The organism is Bradyrhizobium oropedii, assembly GCF_020889685.1.
GTDB lineage: Bacteria > Pseudomonadota > Alphaproteobacteria > Rhizobiales > Xanthobacteraceae > Bradyrhizobium > Bradyrhizobium oropedii.
In genome coordinates this window covers 1-23,357 of sequence record NZ_JACMYO010000028.1, presented here as the reverse complement: position 1 = coordinate 23,357, position 23,357 = coordinate 1, and the positions used below count along the sequence as shown (strand labels likewise).

20 protein-coding genes and 2 pseudogenes are annotated in these 23,357 nt (G+C 65.3%); 13 read left to right on the top strand and 9 right to left on the bottom strand.

Going from position 1 to position 23,357, the window contains the following annotated elements; genetic code table 11:
• Positions 1–18 precede the first annotated feature (18 nt).
• On the top strand, positions 19–465 hold the full coding sequence (locus tag H8A95_RS10665; protein ID WP_163155998.1) for an iron-sulfur cluster assembly scaffold protein: 447 nt from the start codon (positions 19–21) through the stop codon (positions 463–465).
• Positions 466–485: 20 nt separating this feature from the next.
• Here H8A95_RS10665 and H8A95_RS10660 read toward each other — a convergent pair whose 3' ends face one another.
• Complete coding sequence (locus tag H8A95_RS10660) at positions 486–1,403, bottom strand: COG3904 family protein (RefSeq protein ID WP_229183129.1); 918 nt, start codon at positions 1,401–1,403, stop codon at positions 486–488.
• Between the two features lie 282 nt (positions 1,404–1,685).
• Here H8A95_RS10660 and yidD point away from each other — a divergent pair, with 282 nt between their 5' ends.
• Both yidD and H8A95_RS10650 read left to right on the top strand, forming a co-directional pair.
• Entirely contained in the window at positions 1,686–1,997 is a 312-nt protein-coding gene (yidD, locus tag H8A95_RS10655; protein ID WP_163156002.1) for a membrane protein insertion efficiency factor YidD, read from the top strand.
• A gap of 115 nt (positions 1,998–2,112) precedes the next feature.
• Positions 2,113–2,280 carry a hypothetical protein gene (locus H8A95_RS10650; protein ID WP_229183128.1) on the top strand — a complete coding sequence of 56 codons (168 nt, stop codon included), beginning with the start codon at positions 2,113–2,115 and terminating at the stop codon, positions 2,278–2,280.
• A gap of 9 nt (positions 2,281–2,289) precedes the next feature.
• Here H8A95_RS10650 and H8A95_RS10645 read toward each other — a convergent pair whose 3' ends face one another.
• Together H8A95_RS10645 and H8A95_RS10640 are read right to left on the bottom strand one after the other, a co-directional pair.
• The gene (locus H8A95_RS10645) at positions 2,290–3,423 is read right to left on the bottom strand and encodes an MFS transporter (RefSeq protein ID WP_229183166.1); all 1,134 of its coding nucleotides are present in this window, start codon (positions 3,421–3,423) and stop codon (positions 2,290–2,292) included.
• Positions 3,424–3,529: 106 nt separating this feature from the next.
• Positions 3,530–4,831, bottom strand: a complete 1,302-nt coding sequence (locus tag H8A95_RS10640; protein WP_229183127.1) for a COG3904 family protein — start codon at positions 4,829–4,831, stop codon at positions 3,530–3,532.
• Positions 4,832–5,058: 227 nt separating this feature from the next.
• Between H8A95_RS10640 and thrS the strand changes: the two genes are divergently transcribed.
• Both thrS and H8A95_RS10630 read left to right on the top strand, forming a co-directional pair.
• Complete coding sequence (thrS, locus tag H8A95_RS10635) at positions 5,059–7,107, top strand: threonine--tRNA ligase (RefSeq protein ID WP_229183126.1); 2,049 nt, start codon at positions 5,059–5,061, stop codon at positions 7,105–7,107.
• Between the two features lie 84 nt (positions 7,108–7,191).
• Positions 7,192–7,754 (top strand): annotated as a pseudogene (locus H8A95_RS10630) (nitroreductase family protein).
• Positions 7,755–7,903: 149 nt separating this feature from the next.
• Here H8A95_RS10630 and H8A95_RS10625 read toward each other — a convergent pair.
• Complete coding sequence (locus H8A95_RS10625) at positions 7,904–10,402, bottom strand: putative bifunctional diguanylate cyclase/phosphodiesterase (protein ID WP_229183125.1); 2,499 nt, start codon at positions 10,400–10,402, stop codon at positions 7,904–7,906.
• Between the two features lie 281 nt (positions 10,403–10,683).
• Positions 10,684–11,754 carry a hypothetical protein gene (locus H8A95_RS10620; protein WP_229183124.1) on the bottom strand — a complete coding sequence of 357 codons (1,071 nt, stop codon included), beginning with the start codon at positions 11,752–11,754 and terminating at the stop codon, positions 10,684–10,686.
• Positions 11,755–12,022: 268 nt separating this feature from the next.
• On the opposite strand from H8A95_RS10620, the gene H8A95_RS10615 reads away from it, so the two are divergent.
• Positions 12,023–13,069, top strand: coding sequence for a patatin-like phospholipase family protein (locus H8A95_RS10615; RefSeq protein ID WP_229183123.1), 1,047 nt, complete (start codon positions 12,023–12,025; stop codon positions 13,067–13,069).
• 3 nt (positions 13,070–13,072) lie between these two features.
• Here H8A95_RS10615 and H8A95_RS10610 read toward each other — a convergent pair whose 3' ends face one another.
• Both H8A95_RS10610 and H8A95_RS10605 read right to left on the bottom strand, forming a co-directional pair.
• Positions 13,073–13,501 (bottom strand): CBS domain-containing protein, encoded by a 429-nt coding sequence (locus H8A95_RS10610; RefSeq protein WP_092115142.1) that lies wholly within the window; start codon positions 13,499–13,501, stop codon positions 13,073–13,075.
• A gap of 189 nt (positions 13,502–13,690) precedes the next feature.
• Positions 13,691–14,488, bottom strand: a complete 798-nt coding sequence (locus H8A95_RS10605) for a rhomboid family intramembrane serine protease (protein ID WP_229183122.1) — start codon at positions 14,486–14,488, stop codon at positions 13,691–13,693.
• Positions 14,489–14,978: 490 nt separating this feature from the next.
• Here H8A95_RS10605 and H8A95_RS10600 point away from each other — a divergent pair, with 490 nt between their 5' ends.
• The 5 genes and pseudogenes from H8A95_RS10600 to H8A95_RS10580 all read left to right on the top strand — a co-directional run bounded on the left by H8A95_RS10600 (position 14,979) and on the right by H8A95_RS10580 (position 21,536).
• The gene (locus H8A95_RS10600) at positions 14,979–15,533 is read left to right on the top strand and encodes a PAS domain-containing protein (RefSeq protein WP_229183121.1); all 555 of its coding nucleotides are present in this window, start codon (positions 14,979–14,981) and stop codon (positions 15,531–15,533) included.
• Between the two features lie 129 nt (positions 15,534–15,662).
• Positions 15,663–17,395: pseudogene (locus tag H8A95_RS10595) on the top strand (adenylate/guanylate cyclase domain-containing protein).
• A gap of 346 nt (positions 17,396–17,741) precedes the next feature.
• Entirely contained in the window at positions 17,742–18,347 is a 606-nt protein-coding gene (locus H8A95_RS10590) for a tetratricopeptide repeat protein (RefSeq protein ID WP_229183120.1), read from the top strand.
• Between the two features lie 252 nt (positions 18,348–18,599).
• A complete protein-coding gene (locus H8A95_RS10585) occupies positions 18,600–20,957 on the top strand; it encodes an Orn/Lys/Arg family decarboxylase (RefSeq protein ID WP_229183119.1) in 2,358 nt (785 codons plus the stop codon).
• Positions 20,958–20,975: 18 nt separating this feature from the next.
• On the top strand, positions 20,976–21,536 hold the full coding sequence (locus H8A95_RS10580) for a GNAT family N-acetyltransferase (RefSeq protein WP_229183118.1): 561 nt from the start codon (positions 20,976–20,978) through the stop codon (positions 21,534–21,536).
• A gap of 242 nt (positions 21,537–21,778) precedes the next feature.
• On the opposite strand, the gene H8A95_RS10575 is transcribed toward H8A95_RS10580, so the two are convergent.
• On the bottom strand, positions 21,779–22,000 hold the full coding sequence (locus H8A95_RS10575; RefSeq protein ID WP_163156030.1) for a dodecin: 222 nt from the start codon (positions 21,998–22,000) through the stop codon (positions 21,779–21,781).
• A gap of 238 nt (positions 22,001–22,238) precedes the next feature.
• Between H8A95_RS10575 and H8A95_RS10570 the strand changes: the two genes are divergently transcribed.
• Positions 22,239–22,820 (top strand): HdeD family acid-resistance protein, encoded by a 582-nt coding sequence (locus H8A95_RS10570; RefSeq protein ID WP_229183117.1) that lies wholly within the window; start codon positions 22,239–22,241, stop codon positions 22,818–22,820.
• Positions 22,821–22,897: 77 nt separating this feature from the next.
• Here H8A95_RS10570 and H8A95_RS10565 read toward each other — a convergent pair whose 3' ends face one another.
• Positions 22,898–23,104, bottom strand: coding sequence for a hypothetical protein (locus H8A95_RS10565; RefSeq protein WP_229183168.1), 207 nt, complete (start codon positions 23,102–23,104; stop codon positions 22,898–22,900).
• Between H8A95_RS10565 and H8A95_RS10560 the strand changes: the two genes are divergently transcribed.
• Positions 23,094–23,357 (top strand): hypothetical protein (locus tag H8A95_RS10560; RefSeq protein WP_338027821.1); only part of this gene is annotated, 264 nt, incomplete at its 3' end. The two genes, H8A95_RS10565 and H8A95_RS10560, sit on opposite strands and share 11 nt — an antisense overlap.

The following is a 23,357-nucleotide window of genomic DNA, read 5'->3' as shown; positions in this document are numbered from 1 at the left end:
AACCAGGCATCTGTCCCCATGCTGAACGACATTTACAACAAGCGGATCATCGAGTTGGCCGGCAATATTCCGCGCCTCGGACGGCTGGCCGAGCCGGACGCCAGCGCCACCGCCCACTCCAAATTGTGCGGTTCGACCGTCAAGGTCGACCTCAAGATGGACGGCCCGGTGGTGACCGACTTCGCCCATGACGTGAAGGCCTGCGCGCTCGGCCAGGCCTCCTCCTCGATCATGGCGAGCCATGTGGTGGGTTCGACTGCGGACGAGCTGCGCGACTTGCGCGAGACCGTCCGCAAGATGCTGAAGGAAAACGGCCTGCCCCCGCAGGGCGGCAAATGGGCCGACATCGCGCTGCTCGAGCCGGTGCGCGACTACAAGGCCCGCCATGCCTCGACGCTCCTGACCTTCGATGCCGTGGTCGATGCGATCGGCCAGATCGAGGCCAAGGCCAAACAGCCGGCGTAGGCCCTGCTTCCAGCGAAGACCTACTGGGACGGCTGGACCGGCGCCGGCGCTGCGGTGCCGCCGGTCGGCACCACGGCCTCGGCGGTCTTGGTCGCCTTCGCGGCCTGCGGTGGCGCCTCACCCTCCATCGCGCTGCTCACGAAGCGATCGGTGTTCTTCGGCTTCGCTTCGGCAACGGGAATTGCATTGTCCAGCCGCGGCAGCACATCGGCGACCGCATCCGTGGTGACGAGATTGGTCAGCCGCAATTCGGCCGCCGACAATTCGTGCAGGTCTTCCCACGGCGGCACGCTGAGTGCGAGCGACAGCAGCTCACCTCCCCCGCCCATGTCGAAGGTGTACTTGGCGAGACGGCCGATATCGCGCTCGACGATCATCAGGTCCTGCGCGGTGTAGCTCGCGGCCTTGGCGTCGTCGGCGCGGTCGCCCATCCAGATCTGATGCACGCGGACGTGGGCGGCCGGCGGCACGTAGCGCGTCTTGCCCGACAGCAGCAGGAATACGCACATCGACTCGCAATAGGCATCCGGCAGTACGCTGGCGCGGTCACCGGTCGCGGCCTGATTGGCGACGCTGATGCCAACCGTGGTCAGCGCGCCGAGGCCGCGGAATCGGCGGCCGAGCGCGATCGCGTCGTTGACCGAGCCGCCGCTGGAGTCGAGCACGATGGTGGCGCCGTTGAGCGGGCGGCTGCGCGCGAACTCGTCGAATTCCTTGGGGCTGTCAGCCGTGATGATGCCGACCGCCGACACCCAGCCCCGGCAATTCGGCTGGCAAGCGATCCAGCTGAACTTCATCGGCAGCTTGCGCTCTTCGAGGGTCGAGCTCGCCCGTGCGGAACTGCCCGCCGTCGTGACCGTGCCGGAAACTGCGAAGCAAAGGGCAACGGCGCCGGTGAGCACCCAACTGCGCAACGAGAGCGACTTGACGAGCCTCAATTTGGTTCCTTCCCCCAAGCCCTTGGTGATGCGAGCGGTGGCAATGGCCCCATGGCAACGCGCCACGATTCTGTCATCGGCGCGTTATGGGAACGGTAGCCTTGCTGACCTGGACCGTCCATAGGACCCTTGCTGCAGCGCCATTTGCGCTGTGCAATAGTTGCGAACTGTGGCGTAAATATCTGCAATTGAACAGTTCCTTGGCTTGGAACCCCCGCAAGACTACGTACATACTTGCGTATGCCGTCGACAGATCATTCAACATCACACCATCCGCGATGCATGGACTGTGCCACCACTGCGCGTCGATTGCCGCGCAACTTCGGCCGCGCCCTGATCTGGATCTACCGGCACACGCTGTCACCGCTGGTGGGCTACAACTGCCGGCACCTGCCGACCTGCTCGGTCTATGGCGACGAGGCGATCGAGCGCTTCGGGCTTTGGGCCGGCGGGTGGATGACGCTGGCGCGGCTGCTGCGCTGCCAGCCCTGGGGCACGTCGGGGATCGACAACGTGCCGGCGGTCAAGCCGCCGGGCGCGCAGTGGTACTTGCCATGGCGCTACGGCCGCTGGCGCGGCGTCAACGACACCTGATCAATTGCTGCGGCGCTTCCAAGCGCAGCGCGCATTGCTGGTTCGGCGGAACTGTGGCGATAGTTTCTGCATTGTTTCGTTGCCCGCCTGGGATCCCCTCGGGGAGGAAACAACAATGCGCTGGAAAATCAGCCACAACGGTCACGATCCCCGGCAGATCGATTTGTTGGCCGTGCTTGCCCTGCTGGTCGTGATCATTGCCGCCAAGGGCTACTTCACCCACAATTCCAACAGGCCGAGCACGACGGCGTTCATCGTGCCGAGCCAGAGCGTCAAGTGGTGAGGCACATACCTACTCGGCTGGAGCAGTGCGCACCGGGCGCGGCCGCGTGATGACCACGACCACCAGGGCCGCCGCGACGAAGGCCGTCGCCACGTAGCCCGCGCTATGCAGCCATTCTCGCGCGAACAGCAATCCGCCGATCGCCGAGCCGATGGCCTGGCCGATATACAGCACCGAGGTGTTGAGCGAGACCGACGCCGACGCGAGCGCCGGCGCCGCGCCGACCAGACGCACCTGCTGCATCGAATTGGTCGAGGCAAAGCCCAGGCCCCACACCGCAACGGAGGCGGCCATCAATGCATAGGCGCCCGCGCTCAACGCCCAGCCGGCCACGCCGGCGAGCAGCAGCACGGTGAACAGGACCGACGTCTTCCAGGCGCCCCAGGAATCCACGATGCGGGTTGCGATCGCGATGCCGACGAAGCCGAAGATGCCGTAGAGCGCAAACACGATCCCGACGGCGTCGGCATTGGCGCCGGTCAGCTTGGCGAGCAGCGGCCCCATGAAGGTGAACACCACGAACTGACCCGACATCTGCAACGTCGTGATCGACAGCAGCAGGATGACGGTCGGATTACGGCCGAGATCGGCCCACGTCCTCAAATCGACCGGCACGCCATGCAATCCGCCGGGCAGCCGCCACCACAGCAGCAGCGAGCTCACGAGCCCGGTCAGCGCGATCGCGCCATAGGTCACGCGAAAACCGTAACGGCTTGCGATGAAGGTGATCAACGGCAGCCCGATCGCGGCGGCGAGCGACCAGCCGAGGAAGATATAGGCGATCGTGCTGCCGCGCTTCTCCACCGGCACGATCAGCGCCGCGGTGCCGGCCGCCTGCGGTGTGTAGAGCACGCCGACCGCAAGCATCACGAGGCGGATGACCAGCAGACTGTCGTAGTCCGGTGCGAAAGCCGATGCCGCGTTGGTCAGCGTCAGCACCAGCAGCGTCGCCGTCAGCAAGGCGCGCCGTTCGAACCGGCTGGTCAGCCACGCCGTCACCGGCGAGCCCACGCACAGCACGATCGCGCCGAATGTGATCAGGAGACCCGCGGTGTGGATCGTGACGCCGAGGCCATCAGACAATTCGGCCAGCATGCCGGCCGGCGCCAGTACCGAGCAGCCGGTGACGATGTTGCCGAGCATCAGTGCGGTAGGAGCGAAGCGTTTCACGCCGCGGTGTTAGCAGACTCCGAGATCAATGCAACTGCATCTAAATGCATGGCACTTGATCGCTTGGCGCCTCTTGCGCTCACGGCGCCGGCGATGCCGTCGGCGCCGCGTTGACGCTCGGCGAAACGACAAGGGGAATCGGAGCCGCGGGCTTCGGACCTGCCGTCGCCGCCGGACACGATGCCAGAAGCTGCGTCCATCCCTGATCCAGCCCGGTCGTGTCGATGTCGAATGTCGCATAGCCGGGCTTCAGGTCGGACTTTGCATCGGACCTGACGTCGGATCTGGCATCGGACGACGGCGTGCTCTCGCCGACCTGAAGATGGGGGACCGCCAGCATCGCCTGCACGCTGTCCGAGCTCACCGGGTCGCTCCAGACCTCGTATTTTCCGAACCGCGCCGGCGATCTGCCGAACGCGATGGTCTTGGTGGCGCCGGCCATCATCACCACCGTGCTTTTGCCGGCGACGCCTTCATCGAACTCGCGCACGAACATCAGCCGCCCGCGATCCCTGTTCTCGCAGAACAGGCGCCACTCCATCATGCGGAACGAACTGCCGTCGCCCTTTTTCTCCTGCGCGATCTTGCGCACATAGGGCCGCGTTTCCTTCTCCACCGCCCACAGGGTTTCCGGCAACGGCCGCGTATCGATTCCGAAGCGATAGAGTTCCGGCCGCGTCAGCACGTGCAGGCTCTCGAACTTCACAGTCCGGATCAGTTCGCTGAGCTCATGGCTGATCCCCATCGCCGCCAGGAACAGGTTGCGGTCGCGATCGGCGCTCACCATCTCGCGCCGCCTGAAGTCCGCGACAGCCTGGGGCGGAGGATGCCCATGGACCACGAACATCAGCTTGGAATTGTGCACCCCGAGCACCGAATCGGGTGCCACTTCGCGGGTGGTCGCGCCCAGGAACAGATAGGCGCAGGCCGAAACGCACATCGCATTTCGGGTGGTGAGTTCGGCCTCGACCTCCCCCTTCGCAGCCTTGATCTTGAGGCAGGCGGCGTCGACCTGCGTGCCGGTGGAACAGGCCGGCACGTTGGTGCGGCCGACACGGGCAACCGCCTTGCGCGCGCGCAGAAACCGCGCAATCGCATAGGACTGCTCGACGTTTCCGCCGGGCGAGTGAAGGTAGATCGGAAGCTGCGTGTCCTTCGTGGCAAGCAGGAAGCTGCGAATGCGCGCCGCCGCATCCCGATCGATCTCGCCTTCGATCGCAATCCAGCGATCGCAACCGGCGCCGCAGGCGTTCGCCGGTCCCTTGGCGAGGTAGATCGTCAGCCGTTTCGCAAATCCGACCTTCTCGACCGGTGTTTCTTCCGCCCGCAAGACGCCGGGGACCAGAAGCAGCGCCACGAAAAACAGGACACGGGAAAGCATGAATTTGGCGGATCGCACGATGTCGGGAAGGTGGACGTTCGACGTTAGACGATGATCGGCAGCGTCGCAACGCTCGGTGCCGTCAGGTGCGGCGAGCTTGCCTCAATTCCCTGCCGCTGGAGCCCCATTTTCTTGATATTGCCGGATTGCAGGCGTCAAATCCCCTGCTATACCGCTGCTTTCCGCTTACCTGCGCTCGTTCGCAGGAGTGAGCTACAGGAGACATCATGGCAGACACGCCACCCAAATCCGAATCCGGATTCCAGTACAGCCTCTCCAACCTCAAACCCGCAGAACCCGTGGACAAGATCGCCCTCACCTTCCCTGATGGAGCGAGGCGCGAATTCCCGAGAGGGACCACCGGTCTCGACATCGCCAAAGGCATTTCGCCCTCACTCGCCAAGCGCACTGTCGCGATGGCGCTCGACGGCACGCTTGCCGACCTCAACGATCCCATTGAAGCCGACGCCAGGATCGAGCTGGTCGGCCGCGACGACCCGCGCGCGCTGGAACTGATCCGGCACGATGCCGCGCATGTGCTCGCCGAAGCCGTGCAGTCGTTGTGGCCGGGCACCCAGGTCACGATCGGCCCGGTGATCGAGAACGGCTTCTACTACGACTTCTTCCGCAACGAGCCGTTCACCCCGGAAGATTTTGCCGCGATCGAGAAGCGGATGCGCGAGATCGTCGCGCGCGACAAGCCGTTCACCAAGGAGGTCTGGGATCGCGAGAAGACCAAGCAGGTGTTCCGCGACAAGGGCGAGGCCTTCAAGGTCGAGCTGGTCGACGCCATTCCCGGCAACGAGCCGATCAAGATCTATTTCCAGGGCGACTGGTTCGATCTCTGCCGCGGCCCGCACATGACCTCGACCGGGAAGATCGGCAACGCCTTCAAGCTGATGAAGGTTGCCGGCGCCTATTGGCGCGGCGATTCCAACAATCCGATGTTGACCCGCATCTACGGCACGGCATTCGCGAAGCAGGAAGACCTCGACGCGTACCTCAAGCAGATCGAGGAGGCCGAGAAGCGCGACCACCGCAAGCTCGGCCGCGAGCTCGACCTGTTCCACTTCCAGGAGGAAGGCCCCGGCGTGGTGTTCTGGCACCCGAAGGGCTGGACCATCTTCCAGCAGCTGATCGCCTATATGCGGCGCCGACTGCTCGGCGACTACAACGAGGTCAATGCCCCGCAGATCCTCGACAAGGTGCTGTGGGAGACCTCGGGCCACTGGGACTGGTACCGCGAGAACATGTTCGCGGCGCAATCCGCCGGCGACGAGGCCGAGGACAAGCGCTGGTTTGCGCTGAAGCCGATGAACTGCCCGGGCCATGTGCAGATCTTCAAGCACGGGCTGAAGAGCTACCGCGACCTGCCGCTGCGGCTCGCCGAGTTCGGCGTCGTGCATCGCTACGAGCCGTCGGGCGCGATGCACGGCCTGATGCGGGTGCGCGGCTTCACCCAGGACGACGCCCATGTGTTCTGCACCGAACAGCAGCTCGCCGAGGAATGCCTCAAGATCAACGACCTGATCCTGTCGACCTACGCCGATTTCGGCTTTGACGGCGAGCTCACGGTCAAGCTCTCGACGCGGCCCGAGAAGCGGGTCGGCACCGACGAGATGTGGGATCACGCCGAGCGCGTGATGGCGACCGTGCTGTCGGAGATCAAGGCCAAGGGCAGCAATCGGATCCGCACCGAGATTAATCCGGGCGAAGGCGCGTTCTACGGGCCGAAGTTCGAATATGTGCTGCGCGACGCCATCGGCCGCGACTGGCAGTGCGGCACGACCCAGGTCGACTTCAACCTGCCGGAGCGGTTCGGCGCGTTCTACATCGATCACGACGGCTCGAAGAAGGCACCGGTCATGGTGCACCGCGCGATCTGCGGCTCGATGGAACGCTTCATCGGCATCCTGATCGAGCATTATGCCGGCAACTTCCCGCTCTGGCTGGCGCCGACGCAGCTCGTGGTCACGACCATCACCTCCGAAGGCGACGAGTACGCCAAGGTGGTGGCGGCAGCGGCGCGCCGCGCCGGGCTGCGGGTCGAGATCGACCTGCGCAACGAGAAGATCAACTACAAGGTCCGCGAGCACTCGCTGGCCAAGATCCCGGCCCTGCTCGTCGTCGGCAAGAAGGAAGCCGAGACGCATTCGGTCTCGGTCCGCCGCCTCGGCAGCGAGCGCCAGGTCGTGATGCCGACCGATGAGGCGATTGCCGCGCTGGTCGATGAAGCAACGCCGCCGGACGTGAAGCGGGCGCGATCCGCCGCCTGATCTTCACAATCGGTCTAAACTGGCTTTCGCCGGCTCCGTCGTGCCCCCATCTTGGGAGCACGACTCCCCTTGAAGGACATTTCCGTGCCCGATGCCATTGAACTCCTGAAGACACGCCGCTCGATGAAACCGCGCGAGATGACCGGCCCCGGCCCGTCCGCGGCGAGCTCGAGACCATTTTGACGATCGGTACGCGCGTGCCCGACCACGGCAAGCTGGCGCCCTGGCGCTTCATCGTGTTCGAGGGCGATGCCCGCGCGCGCGCCGGTGACGTGATCGCAAAGGTCTTCGCCCGCAAGAATCCGGGCGCGCCGGCCACCGATATCGAGGTCGAGAAGAAACGCCTGACCGATGCGCCGCTGGTGATCGGCGTGGTCTCCTTCACCAAGCCGCACCCGAAGGTGCCGCCGTGGGAGCAGGAATTGTCGGCGGGCGCGAGCGCGATGAACATCGTGACCGCGGCGACCGCGCTCGGCTACGGCGCCTGCTGGCTGACCGGCTGGTTCGCGTTCGACCGCGACGTGCTCGACGGTCTCGGCCTGAAGCCGGACGAGAAACTCGCCGGCCTGATCCACATCGGCACGCCGACCAAGCCGAGCGAGGACCGCCCGCGCCCGGCGCTGTCGGATATCGTGACGCGGTTCTGAAACCGTAGATCTGTCATGGCCGGGCTTGACCCGGCAGCCTTGTGGCCCGCATGAGCGCAGCGATATGCGGGTCCCTCGTCCCGGGTGTCGCGTTGCTCACCCGGGCCACGAAAGCCGTAGCCGTAACCGGCTTGACGCCTCGAACGCGACTAAGCCGCCTTCGACGCGCGCTCCGCGAAGCCGCTCAGCAAGGCTGCGATCTCGTGCCCCGGCCTCGCGGCGCTGAACAGGAATCCCTGCACCTCGTTGCAGCCTTCGGCTCGCAGCCAGTCGAGCTGATCCGTCGTCTCGACGCCTTCCGCGGTCGTGGTGATCTTGAGGCTGCGGCCGAGGCCGGAGATCGCACGCACGATCGCGACGCAGTCGGAGCGCCGCGCCAGATCCTTCACAAAGGAGCGGTCGATCTTGATCTTGTCGAACGGGAAGCTGCGCAGATAGCTCAGGCTGGAATAGCCGGTGCCGAAATCGTCCATCGAGATGCTGACGCCGAGCTCGCGCAGCTGATGCAGGATCGCGAGATTGGCCTCCGTCTCCGCCAAAAACACCGACTCGGTGATCTCGAGCTCGAGCCGGCGCGCCGACAGGCCGGAATGCGCCAGCGCCGAGATCACGGCCTGGACCAGATTACGGCTGCGGAACTGCACCGGCGACAGATTGACCGCGACCTTCACGTCGGCAGGCCACTTCATAGCCTCGGCGCAGGCCTCGCGCAGCACCCATTCGCCTAGGGCCACGATCAGGCCGATGTCTTCGGCAACCGGGATGAACTCCGCGGGCGACACCATGCCCTTCTGCGGATGCCGCCAGCGCAGCAGCGACTCGAAGCCTGAGATGCGGTCGGCGGCGATGTCGACCAGCGGCTGGTAGTGCAGCTCGAATTCGCCGTTGCTGAAGGCCGCGCGCAGATCGCGCTCCATGTCGCGGCGCTTCTGCGCCTGCTGATCCATCTCCGGCTCGAAGAAATGATGCACGCCGCCGCCCTCGGACTTGGCGCGATACAACGCCATGTCGGCATTGCGCATCAGGTCCTCCGACGTCGTGCCGTCGCCCGGCGACAGCGCGATCCCGACGCTGGCGCCGACCACGACCTCGAGCCCGTCGATCTTGTAGGGCGCGCTCAGGGCATCGATCAGCCGCTCGGCGAAAGCGCTAGCTTCGTTCGGCGAGACATCCGCGGCAAGCGCGATCGCGAACTCGTCGCCACCGAGACGGGCCGCGACATTGTCGTCGCGGACCACCTCGCGCAGCCGCTCCGCCACCAGCTTGAGCAGCCGGTCGCCCATCGGATGCCCGAAGGAATCGTTGACGTTCTTGAACAGATCGAGATCGATGCACATCACTGCGACGCGCCGATTGCCGGACCGGCTGCGCTCCAGCGCCTCGCGCAGGCGCTCCTGGTAGAAGTCGCGGTTCGGCAAGTTGGTCAGACCGTCATGGTGCGCCATGTGCGCGATCCGCGCTTCGGCGGCACGGCGTTCGGTGATGTCGACCACCGCGACCAGATAGCCGTCGCGGCCTTCGAACGCCACCCTGCGTCCGAAGGTCAGCACATGGATCTCGGTGCCATCAGCCTTGATGTGCCGCCAGTCGCGGCTCGATTGATAGACGTCGCCGACCTCGCGCAAGGCGGCGCTGTGCATGGCCCACTCATCCTCCGGCCAGATCTGGCGCAGCGTCATGCCGAGAAATCGCTCCCGGCTGTACCCATAGTGCTGAACGGCAGCGTCGTTGACACTGAGGAACTCCATCGTGCCGGCGTCGAATACCCACATCGGCATCGGGTTGTTCTCGAACAGCAGGCGGAACGACTGCTCGCGCTGCTTCAGCGCGGTGACGTCGGAGACGGTCAGCGACAGCATGTCGCCGAACGCCGTGACACCGAGGCGCAGGCAGCGATCGCCGCTGTCGATCTCGAACTGGCCGCCAGGACCGTTGCCGACGAATCCGCTGCCGACGAATCCGCGCAGGCGGTCCATCACCGCCGGCGCCGCCAGCGGATTGCCGCCGGCGCTGAGCCGGCGCCACAGCAATTCGGTTGCCGGCCGCATCAGCAGCTTTGCAGCACCCTGGTTGAGATGCACGACCTGGAAATCGGCCGGCTCGCCCCGCGCATCGCGGATCGCGGCGAGCGACAGCACCCCCTCGTCGGTGGCCGAGAAAATCGTATCGAGCAGATTGTACTGCGCATTGCGCTCGTTGACATAGACGCCGACCAGGATGCCGCCCCAGCGCGACCGCGTCGGCAGCGCCAGCACGTCGAAGGTCCGCACCAGGCCGTCGCGCACGCAATGCGCCGATGCGAGATAGGGCCGGCAGTTCTCGCGCGCGTTTGCGGCGGCTTCGGTCAACGCGGTGGCGCAGTCCGGCGGCAACGCGCTGAGCGGAATGTCCCAGCGCTCGTCGTTCAGCCAGGTCTGGACATAGCGGCCGGTGTGCGAGACGCTGAGCACGCCGTCGACGTTCCGCAGCAGCACGATATGATCGGCGAGCCGACCGAGACTGCCGAGCATCACGTCTTCATAGTGCGGCAGCTTTTCGCCGGGGCGAACCGCGGCCTGCCACTTGCGTTGCAGAACCGGAACGTCGGCGAACATCTCGGAATTGAACTTGACCGATGTCTTAGCTGAATTCTTGTTGGCCATGACCATGGCACGCCCCGTTCACGCAAACGCCAGAGCATGATCCGGAAAATGTGCGAAGCGGTTTTCCGAAAGGATCATGCTCAAAAAAAGCCAAAGCGCGATGACGCCTCAACGTGAACCCATCGCGCCGTGGTCCCCGTGGCATCCAAGTCATGCCGCGGCTTAACGCCATGTAAAAATAGCGATGCTGCGCGTCGCCGCCAGCGATTATGACAGCTCAAATTCGCGCGATGGTTAGTTCGCGTTAGAAACTATGACAGTTGCATGAAATGCAGCGCGGTCAGGCGTCAGCGCGCCACGACCTCGACTTCGCCATCGACGCCGTTGACGACGTTGAAGGGACGCTCGAACACCTTGCCCTCGTTCTTGGCGATTGCACGATACTCGCCTTCCGAGAGCACGACGCGCGGGAACGCGCCGATCGATTCCTTAATCACGTCGCCGCCCGGCGTAATCACCGACCATGCGGTGTTGGCGAGCGCCTCGCCGCCCTTCTCGCTGACCAGCTTCAGCGTGATGACGGCCGCGCGATGCGTGACGGTGACGTCGGTCAGCTTGCCCGCCGCGACGCGAATGTCGGAGCGCACCACCGAGTTGGCGTCACCATAGTTGGAGACGATGTAGTAGGTGCCCTCGGGCAGCAGCGCGACATCGCCGGCGGAGACGTTGGGCACCAGCGGGCCGCGGTCCGAGCCGTCGAACTGGCTGCCCTTGTAGATCGCGAACGAGATCTGGTTGGCCGGGATCTTGCTGGAGCCGACCCGGCCTTCGATCCGCAGGCCGCCGGCCGGCAGCACGAACGACTCGCGGTCGGTCTCCGACTTCAGGCTGACGGCACGCACCGCGCTGACGAGGCCGAGCGCGACATGGACGACGTAATTGCCGGGCGGCAGCACGACGTTCGGCGTCGCCCCGCGTTCCTCGCGGACCAGCTTGTACGTGCCGTTGTCGTCCGGCTTGTCGGCGAACACCCGCCACACCAGCCCGGCATTGATGACCGGCAGGTCCTTGCCGTAGCGCGCCGTCAGCGACAGCACAGCCTGCCCGGCGGTCGGGGAGCCGGCCGGCGGCGTCACCGGAGGCACGGTCGCGATCGATGGCTGGACGATGGTCGGTTGGGTCAGTGGACCGGGCAGAACGGGCCCGGAACCGGCCCCGGACGGTGGGGCCAGATTGAGGGCCGGGCCGGACGGTACATCTGGCACCGAAGCAGGCGGGATCGGCGGCGGCCGGTCGCTGAAAAACTGGGCCGACACGGAGGTGGGGACCAGGGCGAGCAAAAATGCGGCAAGCGCCACTAGCGGAAGGAGCCGCATGCCCCGCCCGCATCCGCCGATGCCGTTGCCCCTCGAAGTCATCCCCATGCTTTTCAACGAAAACGCGGCAAATTCAAGCCTTCGTGCAGGGGGCGTCCAAGGCTTTGTCGCAGTCCGGACGGCGCCGTCCCCCTCTTTGGAACCGGTCGATCAAGCCGATGTTAGCCATATCGTCGCGGTCCAGTCACATTCCCTGCCTACCGCGGTTCAGCCGGGCATGAATCATGCCTGCTCGGAATAACCATGAAGACGGACGACGCTGGCGCCGCCATGCCGCGCGGCCTAGTCTCGCGCTGGCAGGAGATTTGTCGTGTTGGATAGCTGGATGGGCCGAGGCCACAAGAGCTCCGACGGCCCCGACAAGGTAGGACTTGGACCGGTTCGCCGGCCGGTGATCGGGCTTGCGCTCGGCGGCGGCGCGGCGCGCGGCTTTGCCCATATCGGCATCATCAAGACCCTGCTCGCCCATGGCATCGTCCCCAATGTCGTCGTCGGCACCTCGATCGGGTCCGTGGTCGGCGGCGCCTATGCGGCCGGCCATATCGACAAGCTGGAACAGTGGGCCCGCAGCCTGCAGCCGCGCAGCGTGCTCGGCTACCTCGACATCCGCCTCAACGGCTCCGGCCTGATCGGCGGCGCCAAGCTCGCCGCCGAGATCGAGGCGGCGCTGGGCCAGGTCATGATCGAGGACCTCACGGTCAAGTTCGCCAGCGTCGCAACCGAAGTCCGCACCGGGCACGAGATCTGGCTGACCCAGGGTCGCGTGGTCGACGCCATGCGCGCCTCCTACGCCCTGCCCGGCATCTTCGCGCCGGTGCTGATCGGCGACCGCTGGCTGGTCGACGGCGCGCTGGTCAACCCGGTGCCGGTTTCGGCCGCGCGCGCGCTCGGCGCCGAGATCGTCATTGCGGCGAACCTCTCCAGCGACGTGTTCGCGCACTCGACCACGATCTACAATCACGGACCGTCCGCCGCGCCCGAGGTGACGGTCGCGGTGACTGCCGAGGCCGAGATCGAGCCAGAACCGCCGAAGCGCCGGTTCGGCCGTTTCTTCTCCGCCGAACGCACCGTGAAGCGGGAGTTTTTCGGCAGCGCCAGCCGGCCCGGAATCTCCAGCGTCATGGTCGACGCCTTCAACATCATGCAGGACCGCATCACCCGCGCGCGCCTCGCCGGCGATCCGCCTGATATGCTGATCTCGCCGCGCGTCGGTCAGATCGGCTGGTTCGACTTCCACCGCGCCGACGACCTGATCGCGCACGGCATCCGCGCGGCCGAACGCGCCATCGGCGCGATCGAGGAAGCCATCGATATCCTGGTGCCGCCGTCCAACGGCGCGGGCACCACCGGGAAGTAGCGCTCAGGCGGTCTTGATGTAGTCGCGCAGCGCTTCCTGCTCGTGCTCATATTCCTGCACGCGGCGCTTGACGACGTCGCCGATCGAGATCAGCCCGACCACCTTGCCGTCCTCGACGACCGGGAGATGGCGGAACTTGCCGGTGGTCATCATCTCCATCAGGCCGCTGACGGTATCGGACTCGCGGCAACTCACGACCTTCTTGGTCATCACCGCGCTCACCGGTTCCTCCAGCACGCCCGCGCCGCGCTCTGAGAGCACGCGCACGATGTCGCGCTCCGACAGGATGCCTTCCATCCGGCCCTGCTCCATCACCAGCACGGCGCCGATCTTGCGCTCGCCGAGCAGTTTGACCGCGGCCGAAAGCTTCGCGCCGGGCGCGACGCTCATGACCTGATGGCCCTTTGCATCGAGAATGGAACGTACCGTCATTGTCGTCTCCCTGAATCCGTTCGCTCCCCGCATCAGCGGGGTCGAGCCTGTTCGCCAGAGTCTTCAATCAACAGTTCCGCGCAGATTTCGGTTTCGGGGCGCGGTCGGTAGCTGGGCTCGATGTGTCGGCCCGCTTTGTTCTGTGTCGCAAAGATGATGGAGGAATTCGAACCGAGCCGCAAGCGGCGATCAGACGCGGCCGGACTGGTCCAGCGACGACGCATCCGCAGCATCATCTCGCGCACGCGGAATCGGATCGAACAGCGAGAACAGCAACAACCCGGCGAGGAAGCCGCCGATATGAGCCTGCCAGGCGACGATCGTGTCCTCACCGCCGAGCGACAGCGACGTGGCGCCGAACAGGATATTGACGCCGAACCAGATCGCCAGGAAACCGAGCACCCGTCCATTGCGCAGCGCCCGCCACAGCGACAGCGCGGGCACCTTGGCGGCCGCCTCGGCGTCGCCCCGGTTGAACGACAGGAAGCTGCCCTTGACGAAGGCGAAGCGGATCGCCGCCGCCATCGTCCCCGACACCGAAGCCGACGCGCCGATCATTGGCGCGATCGCGTGCTCATGGGTCAACAGATGTGCGAGCGCGCCGGCGGCCGCCGTCACCGCCATGAAGACAAAGAAGCGAACCGCGCCGAAGCGGCGTGCCAGCGCGCTGCCGAACGGCAACAGCCACAGCACGTTGAAGCCGATATGGGTGAGATTGGCGTGCAGCAGCGAATAGGTGACGAAGGTCCAGACCTTGGCACCGTCCCCGCCCGGAAAGGTGATGTCGAGCAGCGTCGAATCGTAGCGCTTCGGGATGAAGCCGAAAACGTCGATGGTCCAGTTCTCCATCTCCGGTGGCAGCAGCACCCGCAGATGGATCACCGCGATCAGCACGACGTAGGCGGTGAGCGCCGGTGGCAAGGTCAGGATTGGCTCGCGCGGCGCCTCCGGCGGCGGCGCGAGCGGGGATTCGGGATGGGAGTCCAAGGGGTCAGCGACCTCGAATGCGGCTGTGAATCAGAGATAGGCGGCTTTCGCACCGCTGTGCAAGTGCACAATCCCGAAATCGGACAGCCGGCGGCGCGCGGCGCCGGAATCGAGAGAAAGAAAAGGGAGGGCGCTGAGAACACCCTCCCTGATCGGCTGGTCTTGTCGTGCCCCAGGAGGACCGGGAGAACATCCCCACCCCTCCCCGCACGATGACCAAACTGTTTGACGCTGCCTGTGTACCAACCGCGCCGGCGCTTGGGGCAGCCGGCGCGAACGGGAACGCGCGAACCCTACGCACAGGTTCCGCCCACGCCAAGGACATAGTTAAATTTACGTTAACAACACAAAGCTGCCGATAAGCCGCCCAAACCGCGGCCACGGCATGGACGCTGCACAGCCTTCCCTGCACAACAGAGAAGGGAAGGCGCCTGAGCAAAACCGGGACAGATGTGTCCCGCCGAGACAGGAGCCGGGCAAGGTTCTTTAGATGAAACACAGCTCCAGCCGCGAGTTCTTCGCCTATTGGAATGCGAAGCGCGGCACCGCACGTGCACCTGACCGGAGTGAGTTCGAGCCGTCCGCGGTGCGCGAGTTGCTGTCCGACATCTTCGTGCTGTCCTATGACGGCGAGACCCGCTTTCCCTTCCGCGTCGCCGGCACCCGGACCTCCGCCCTGCTCGGCTGCGACCTCAAGAACCGCAGCTTCTCGGCCCTCTTCACCGGCGAAAGCCGCGGCGAGATCGAAGACATCATCACCTGCGTCGTCGAAGAGACCCTGCCGGCCATCGCCGGCATCACCGCGACGACCGAAACCGGCTCCAAGGCGCATCTCGAGCTACTGCTGCTGCCGTTTACGGCCCGCGTCCATGTGCCGGCGAGCCTCACCGGCCTGCTCGCCCCGTTCGAGGACGACGTCATGAGGCTACACGACCTGGTGCTGACCTCGTGGCGCTACCTGCATCCCCAGGAGCGGTTTGTGCCGCGGACCCTGCGCAAGCTCGCGATCGCGCGCGGCCTGATGGTCTACGAAGGCATCCGCTAGCCGCCCCCGCCCGTCGTGCCACGGGATGGCCGGAGCCGGTCGCTTGCGCCGCGAGCTGTGGAACTCTATTAGCTGTTGTGCCGCCACAGCGGGGACAACCCGCGCATTGCAGCTGCGGCGGGGCTCGGCATGTTTCGAAATTCGATCAGGCAGAAGATCGTCGGCATCGCCGCGGGACTGATCGTCCTCGCGGTGATCACCTCGCTGCTGTCCATGGTGATGGCGGGACAGGTCGGCCATCTCCTCGACGAGCTCACCAACCGCTACATCCCCGCCTACGGCCACCTCGCCCGCGTCAACATCCGTTCGCTGGAGCGGTCGTTGGCGATGCGCCGGATGATGATGGCGAAGATGCAGGCGCCGGGCGGAGACAGCGGCTACGCGGCGGCGCGCAAGACCTTCGACGAGATCGAGCCGACGCTCAAGCGCGAGGCCGACGCCGCGCGCGCGCTGATCGATGCGATCATCGCCGATCCCTCGACCCCCTCCGACAACGCCGCGCTCGGGCGCCTCGATGACCGCATCGACAATGCCGTCAACGATCTCCTGATGCGCCTGAACGCAGAGAACAAGACGCTGCTCGAGCAGCTCGATGCCCAGGAGTTCGCGGCCGCGAAAGCGACCACGCTCCGCGCCGACGCCCTGCGCGACGATTTCAGCAACCGGATCGAAGGCATCCGCGCCGACATGCTGGCGCAGGTCGCCTCTGCCGCGGCGAAGGTGATGGGTGCCCAGCAGCGGGCGATCATCATCTCCGGCGTCGTGACCGCGATTGCCGCGATCCTCGGCTTCGTGTTCGCGATGCTGGTCGGCAGCGGCATCACGCGCCCGGTGATGCGGCTGCTGGAGAGCACCCGCGAGGTCGAGGCGGGCCGCCTCGACGGCGCCATCGCCATCACGACCCAGGACGAAATCGGCCAGCTCTCCGCCGCCTTCAACCGCATGATCGAGACGCTGCGCCACAACCAGCGCATCCGCGAGACGTTCGGCCGCTATATCAATCCGCGGATCGCGGAGGGCCTGCTCGAACAGCCGGCGGTCGCCGCCACCGAAGGACAGCGCCGGATCATGACGGTGATGTTCTGCGACATGAAGGGCTTCACCAGCCTGAGCGAAGGCGTGACGCCGCGCGGCCTCGTCAAGATCATGAACCTCTATCTGTCGACCATGTCCGCGCCGGTCCATGCGCATCGCGGCATCATCGACAAATACATCGGCGACGCCATCATGGCCTATTGGGGGCCCCCTTCGTCGAGGAGGCCGAGCAGACCCATCTGGCCGCGCTGGCCGCCATCGACATGATGGGCCAGGTCAACCAGCTGCGCAAGGATCTGCCCGAGCTGCTCGGCGTGCGCGCGATCCCGGCCGACTGCGACATCAGGATCGGGATCGCCACCGGCGAGGCGCTGGTCGGCAGCATCGGCTCCGAATTCATGATGAGCTACACCGTGCTCGGCGATACCGTGAACCTCGCCTCGCGGCTTGAAGGCGCCAACAAGTTCTACGGCAGCCGCAGCCTGATCTCGGAGGCCACCGCGAGCGCCTGCGCCGCGTCCATCGAACTGCGCGAGATCGACCGCCTCGTCGTGGTCGGCCAGACCCAGCCGGTCGCCGTGTTCGAGATCATCGGCAAGAAGGACGAGCTGACGCCGGCGCAGGCCGAGTTGCGGCAGCATTATGCGGACGGTCTCGCCGCCTATCGTGCGCAGCGCTGGGACGACGCCGAGCAAGCCTTCACCGCGGCGCTGGCTGCGGCGCCGGGCGACGGCCCGTCGATCGCCATGAAAGCGCGCGTCGCGAGCTTCAGGCAGCATCCGCCGGCGGCGGATTGGGACGGCGCCTGGCACCTGGAGCAGAAGTAGAGACGATTGTAGCCCGCACGCACGCAGCGATATGCGGGAGCAGAGCATATCGCTGCGATCATCCGGCCTACACGCGCTCACATCAATCTGCTCTGCGCGTTGATCTCGCGCGAACGAGATCAGGCACCGCACGATTCTGACACCGATGTTAGTTTCGGCTCCGCCGTTCGATCGTGCGGACAAGACGCGCGACCAGCACGCAGGTGCAAACGAACCGCCTCGAAGAGACAGTGCGACGACCGCATCGGTTGCCACCAACAAATTTTCAGTTCGACGGGAATGTCTCCTGCAACCGGGAGTTAATCCTTCAGGCCAGCGACTGGCTTGTTCGAATCAGGAGGTTTGCATGATCAGGTCACCGACGAAGCTCGCAGCACTCGTGACAGCTCTCGCAGCGCCGTTCATCCTGTTCCCGCCGCAGAACGCGGTCGCGGCTGGAGGTGGCGGGGGCGGCGGAGGTGGTGGAGACCCCTACGGGTCGAGCTACAGCACTCCCGCGCCGTCCTATCCCCAGGACAAGGGCAAGAGGACCACGCAGAAGTCCAGGAAGCCGGTCAAGCAGTCCAGCTTCGAGGATCCCGCGTTCCGCGACGGCTATCGCGCGGCCTATTCGACAATCTACGAGCAAAACGACTACGCCGCCGCGATCGAGCAGCTGCATGCGCTCGGCAACGACGATCATCCGAACGTCGCCAATCTGATCGGCTACTCCTACCGCAAGCTCGGCGACTACAAGCAGTCACAGGTCTGGTACGAGCGCGCGCTGAAGGCTGATCCGAACCATGTCCTGACCTGGAACTACTACGGCCTGTGGCAGATCGAACAGGGCAACCGCGATGCCGCGCAGTATCACCTGAGCCGGATCGCCGCGATCTGCGGGACCGACTGCGAGGAGTATCGCTCGCTGGCGGCCGCCCTCGATAAACCGCCAGGGACGAGCCTCGTCTACTGAGCGAGCTTGCGGCCCGCGTGCGCGCAAGCGATATGCGGGGGAAAGCCGGGCCCGGATGTCGTTGTCGCTCGTCCGGGCTACGCCTTTGGGCCGCGCTTGTCGCCCGCGCCCGGTTCGATCTGGATGTTCGCAGAGGCCGCGCCGTGAGGGCCGAGGCTCCAAAAGCCAATTCGATGCGTTGCGCTCCCCATTGTCATCTGTTTGTCATGAATTGTGCCGACACGTCAGCGCCGGTACAGTTCGGGGACACGCATGGACTATTTCAAACGCTTCAACTTCCTGTTCGCCGCGCCGGTTTTCGAGGCCGACGACCTCGAAGGCATCCGGTTCAACCAGATCATCGCCGAAATCGAGCGTTCCGGCTTCGAGGTGGTCCGCGCCCGCAAGCTGGAAGATGCCGAGATCGCGGTGCAGACGGATGCCGCGATCGGCTGCATGGTGGTCGACTGGGGCAAGAAGGGTCTTGAGGGCAAGACCGCGGCGCTGATCAACCTGATGCGCCGGCGGGGGCTGGACTTCCCGATCCTCCTGCTGATCCGGCGCAAGCGGTTCGAGGACCTGCCGGTCGAGGTGCTCGATTTCATCGACGGCTATGTGTTCCTGTCCGAGGAAACCCCGTCCTTCATCGCCAAGAACCTGATCTCCAGGCTGAAGCAATATGCCGAGAACCTGAAGACGCCGTTCTTCGGCGCGCTGGTCGACTATGCCGAGGAAGGCAACCAGCTCTGGACCTGCCCGGGCCACAATGGCGGCGTGTTCTACAGCCGCAGCCCGATCGGCCGGGTGTTCGTCGAGCATCTCGGCGAGGCCGTGTTCCGCGACGACCTCGACAATTCGGTGCTCGACCTCGGCGACCTCCTCACCCATGAGGGGCCGGCGCTGCGGGCGCAGAAGGAAGCGGCAAAGATTTTCGGCGCCGAGAAGACCTATTTCGTGCTCAACGGCACCTCGACCTCCAACAAGGTCGCGCTCGGCTCGCTGGTCACCGACGGCGACCTCGTGCTGTTCGACCGCAACAACCACAAGGCAGCCCATCACGGCGCGCTGCTGATCGGCGGCGGCATCCCGGTCTATGTACCGACCGTGCGCAACGCCTGGGGCCTGATCGGCCCGATGCGCTGGGACCTGCTCGATGAGGGCACGCTGCGCGACCACATCCGCAAGCACCCGCTGGTCAAGGACGAGAATGCCTGGAAGAAGGAGCGCCCGTTCCGCGTCGCCGTGGTCGAGCAGTGCACCTATGACGGCACCATCCACTCCGCCGAAATGATCCTGAAGCGGATCGGCCATCTCTGCGACTACATCCTGTTCGACGAGGCCTGGGCCGGCTTCATGAAGTTCCACCCGATCTATGCCGGCCGGTTCGCGATGGGGCTCGCCAATCTCGGCCCCGAGGCGCCCGGCATCATCGCGACGCAATCGACCCACAAGCAACTCGCGAGCTTCTCGCAGGCCTCGCAGATCCACGTCCGCGACCGCCACATCAAGGGCCAGAAGCGCCGGGTCGAGCACCGCCGCTTCAACGAAAGCTTCATGCAGCACGCCTCGACCTCGCCGTTCTATCCGATCTTCGCCTCGCTCGACGTCGGTGCGCAGATGATGAAGGGCCGCTCCGGCGAAGTCTTGTGGGACGACACGATCCGGCTCGGCATCGAGTTGCGCAAGAAGATCCGCGCCGTCAAACGCGAGTTCGAGGAGAAGGAGACGCGCGCGGAGCGGCGCTGGTTTTTCGAGCCGTTCGTGCCGGACCGCGTGATGATTCCGGACGTCGCCCGCGAAGGCGGCGTGCACAACGTCGCCTGGGAGACGATCTCGACCGATCAGCTCGCGACCAATCCGTCCTACTGGCAGCTCAGTCCGGGCCAGACCTGGCATGGCTTCCCCGAGCTGACGGAAGGCTTCGCCATGACCGACCCGAACAAGCTCACTCTGCTGACGCCGGGCTTCGATCACGCCACCGGCGCCTATGCCGATCACGGCATCCCCGCGCCCGTGGTGGCCCAATATCTGCGCGAGAACCAGATCGTCGCCGAGAAGAACGACCTCAACTCCCTGCTCTTCCTGCTGACACCAGGCGTCGAGGCCAGCAAGGCCGGCACGCTGGTGTCCGGGCTCGTCGCCTTCAAGAAGCTGCACGACGACAACGCGCTGGTCGAGGACGTCATCCCCGAATTCTTCCGCCGCCGCCCGCAACGCTACACCGGGGTGCGGCTGCGCGACCTCTGCGGGGACATGCACCGCTTCTTCCGCGACGGCGGCGTCAGCACGCTGCAGGCCAAGCAATTCCTGCCCGAGCATCTCCCCGAGATCGCGATGTCACCGCGGCAGGCGGCGCAATATCTGATCCGCAACGACGTCGACTATCTGCCGATCGACCAGATTTTCGGTCGCATCGCCGCGACGCCGTTCGTGGTCTATCCGCCCGGCATCGCCACCATCGTGCCCGGCGAACGGCTGTCGGAACGCAGCAAGCCGATGATCGATTATCTCAAGATGTTCGAGGCGAGCTTCAACGCCTTCCCCGGCTTCGAGGTCGAGGTCCAGGGCATCTACAAGGAGATCGACGAGGCCGGCCGCGTCCGCTTCTACACCTACGTCGTGTCCGAATAGGCGAACGGACGCAACACAATGGAGAATGATCACAAGATCACCGTCCGTCCTTCGCGCGACAGCGACGTCGACGCGATGCTGTCGATCTACCGCCACCACATCCGCCACGGCATCGAGGAGAGCGTCGACGACAGCGGCACGCCTGAGCCCGATGATCTGCGCGACCGCCGCAAGAACCTGCGCAGCACCCGCCTGCCCCATCTGGTCGCGGTGTGCGACGGCGAGGTGGTGGGCTACGCCTATGTCGTCCAGTTCCGCAAGCGCCCGGCCTATCGCTACACGGTGAAGCATTCGATCTATATTCACCACCGCTTCACCGGCAAGGGCGTCGGCGGCCGGCTGCTGCAGGAGCTGGTCGACACGTGCGCGGCAACCGGCTTCCGCCAGATGATCGGCTATATCGACAGCGATAATTCCGCATCGCTTGCGCTGCACGAGCGCTTCGGCTTCGCCCGCGTCGGCCATTTGCCGGGTGTCGCCTACCGCTACGGCCACTGGTCCGATACCGTGATGGTACAGCGCTCGCTCGCCGCCGGCGCCACCACCCCGCCCCCGCCCGCGCCGCTGTCGCGGCGGTGACGGGGGGGACGTTGTAGTCGCGCTGTTCGGGCGTGACACAAACACGGCTCCTCAATCACCGCTGTCGTCCCTGCGAAAGCAGGGACCCATACGCCGCGGCGGATGTGGCGAATGGGACTCGTCGGTCGGCTTCGCTCAACGATGATCATTCGTGGTTATGGGTCCCTGCTTTCGCAGGGACGACATCGAATGTGTTGCACGGTCCCGGGGTCACACATCCGCATTCTCGCGACCGCGCGCGCCTACTCCAGCGTGAAGCCGACCCGCAGCGTCACCTGGTAATGCGCGACCTTGCCGCCGTCGATATGGCCACGGGTCTGCACCACCTCGAACCATTTCATTTCCCGGATCGTCTTCGACGCGCGGCTGACCGCGTTCTCGATCGCCGCCTCGATGCTCTTGTCCGATGATCCGACCAGTTCGAGGATCTTGTAGACGTGATCCTTGTCGTGGGTGGCAGGCATGTCGACCTCCTCTGTGGATGCGCGATCCGGACAATTTGCGGGTCAATCCGGACAGTCTTCGTCTGATGCAAACCGGCTGTCGTCGAACGAATGCTGCGCGGCAACACACCGATTGATTTGAATCAACGTGTTGCGGCGGCTTGGGTGCCACCATGCATTTGATGCCAACCAAGAAGCCGCCTTGTCCGCGCCTTGACCTATGGTAGCATGGTTTGGTCCAGTATTCGGGAGCGATACGATGTCAACAACGTCCAGCTCACCCGCCACACCGCCTCACAGCCTCGGATCCGGGCTTGCCAGCCTTCGCTCGAAGTGGGGCTGGATCGTCGCCCTGGGCGTGATCTATCTGATCGCCGGCGTGCTCGCCTTCGGCAGCGTGCTGTTCGCCACCGTCGTCAGCGTGCTGTTCGTCGGCGCCATGATGATCGTCGCGGGCGCCGCCGAGATCGTGAACGCCTTCCAGTTCAAGACGTGGGGCAAGTTCCTGTTCTGGCTGCTGCTCGGCGCCCTCTACGTCGTCGCGGGCTTCATCACCTTCGAGAATCCCCTGCTCGCAGCGGCGACGCTGACACTGTTCCTCGGCATCGCCCTCGTGGTCTCCGGCATCGTCCGCATCTTCCTCGCCTTCGGCATGACCTCGGAAGCGCCGTGGGGCATGGTCGCGATATCAGGCCTGATCACGCTCGTGCTCGGCGCCATGATCCTGTCGCACTGGCCGGTATCCAGCCTTTACGTGCTCGGCATCTTCCTCAGCGTCGACCTGATCTGCGCCGGGGTGAGCTGGATCAGCATGGGCATGGCGCTGAAGCGCAAGGTGTGAATTCGCAGGCCGTGGGCGGCGCGGCCGACACGGCCTAAGGCGGCCTGGTGCGGCATGAGGCGCGAGCCGTCGCGCCTTCACGTTGTCGTGTACGGATCGCCAAATCGCGGTTTCCTTCTCGAACCCACTTCCATCAGGCCCCGTCCAATTCGCGAGCGGGCCATTCCGGTTTCGCCGAACCGAAGGATGGAATTTCCAATGTCGATGCGATCGAGATTTTCGTCAGCAACATTATTCACCGTCGCGAGCACCACCACGCTCGCGGCAACCGCGGTGCTGGCCACGACCGTCGCCACGACGGCGCTGACGACCACCGCGGCCCATGCATTTCAGCCGCGTATCGTTCCGCCCTGCAGCTTCTTCCTGTACACGGAAGGGTGCGGGCAGCCCGCCCCGCAGGCCGATCCGGACCGTGCGCGCAACCGCGACATCTCGCCGGCCTACATGAAACAGTCCGATCCGCGCTACAATCAAGGCCTGCTGAACGCAGGCGGAGGTGGTGGTGGCGGCGGAGGCGGCGGTGGCGGCGGCGGTCGC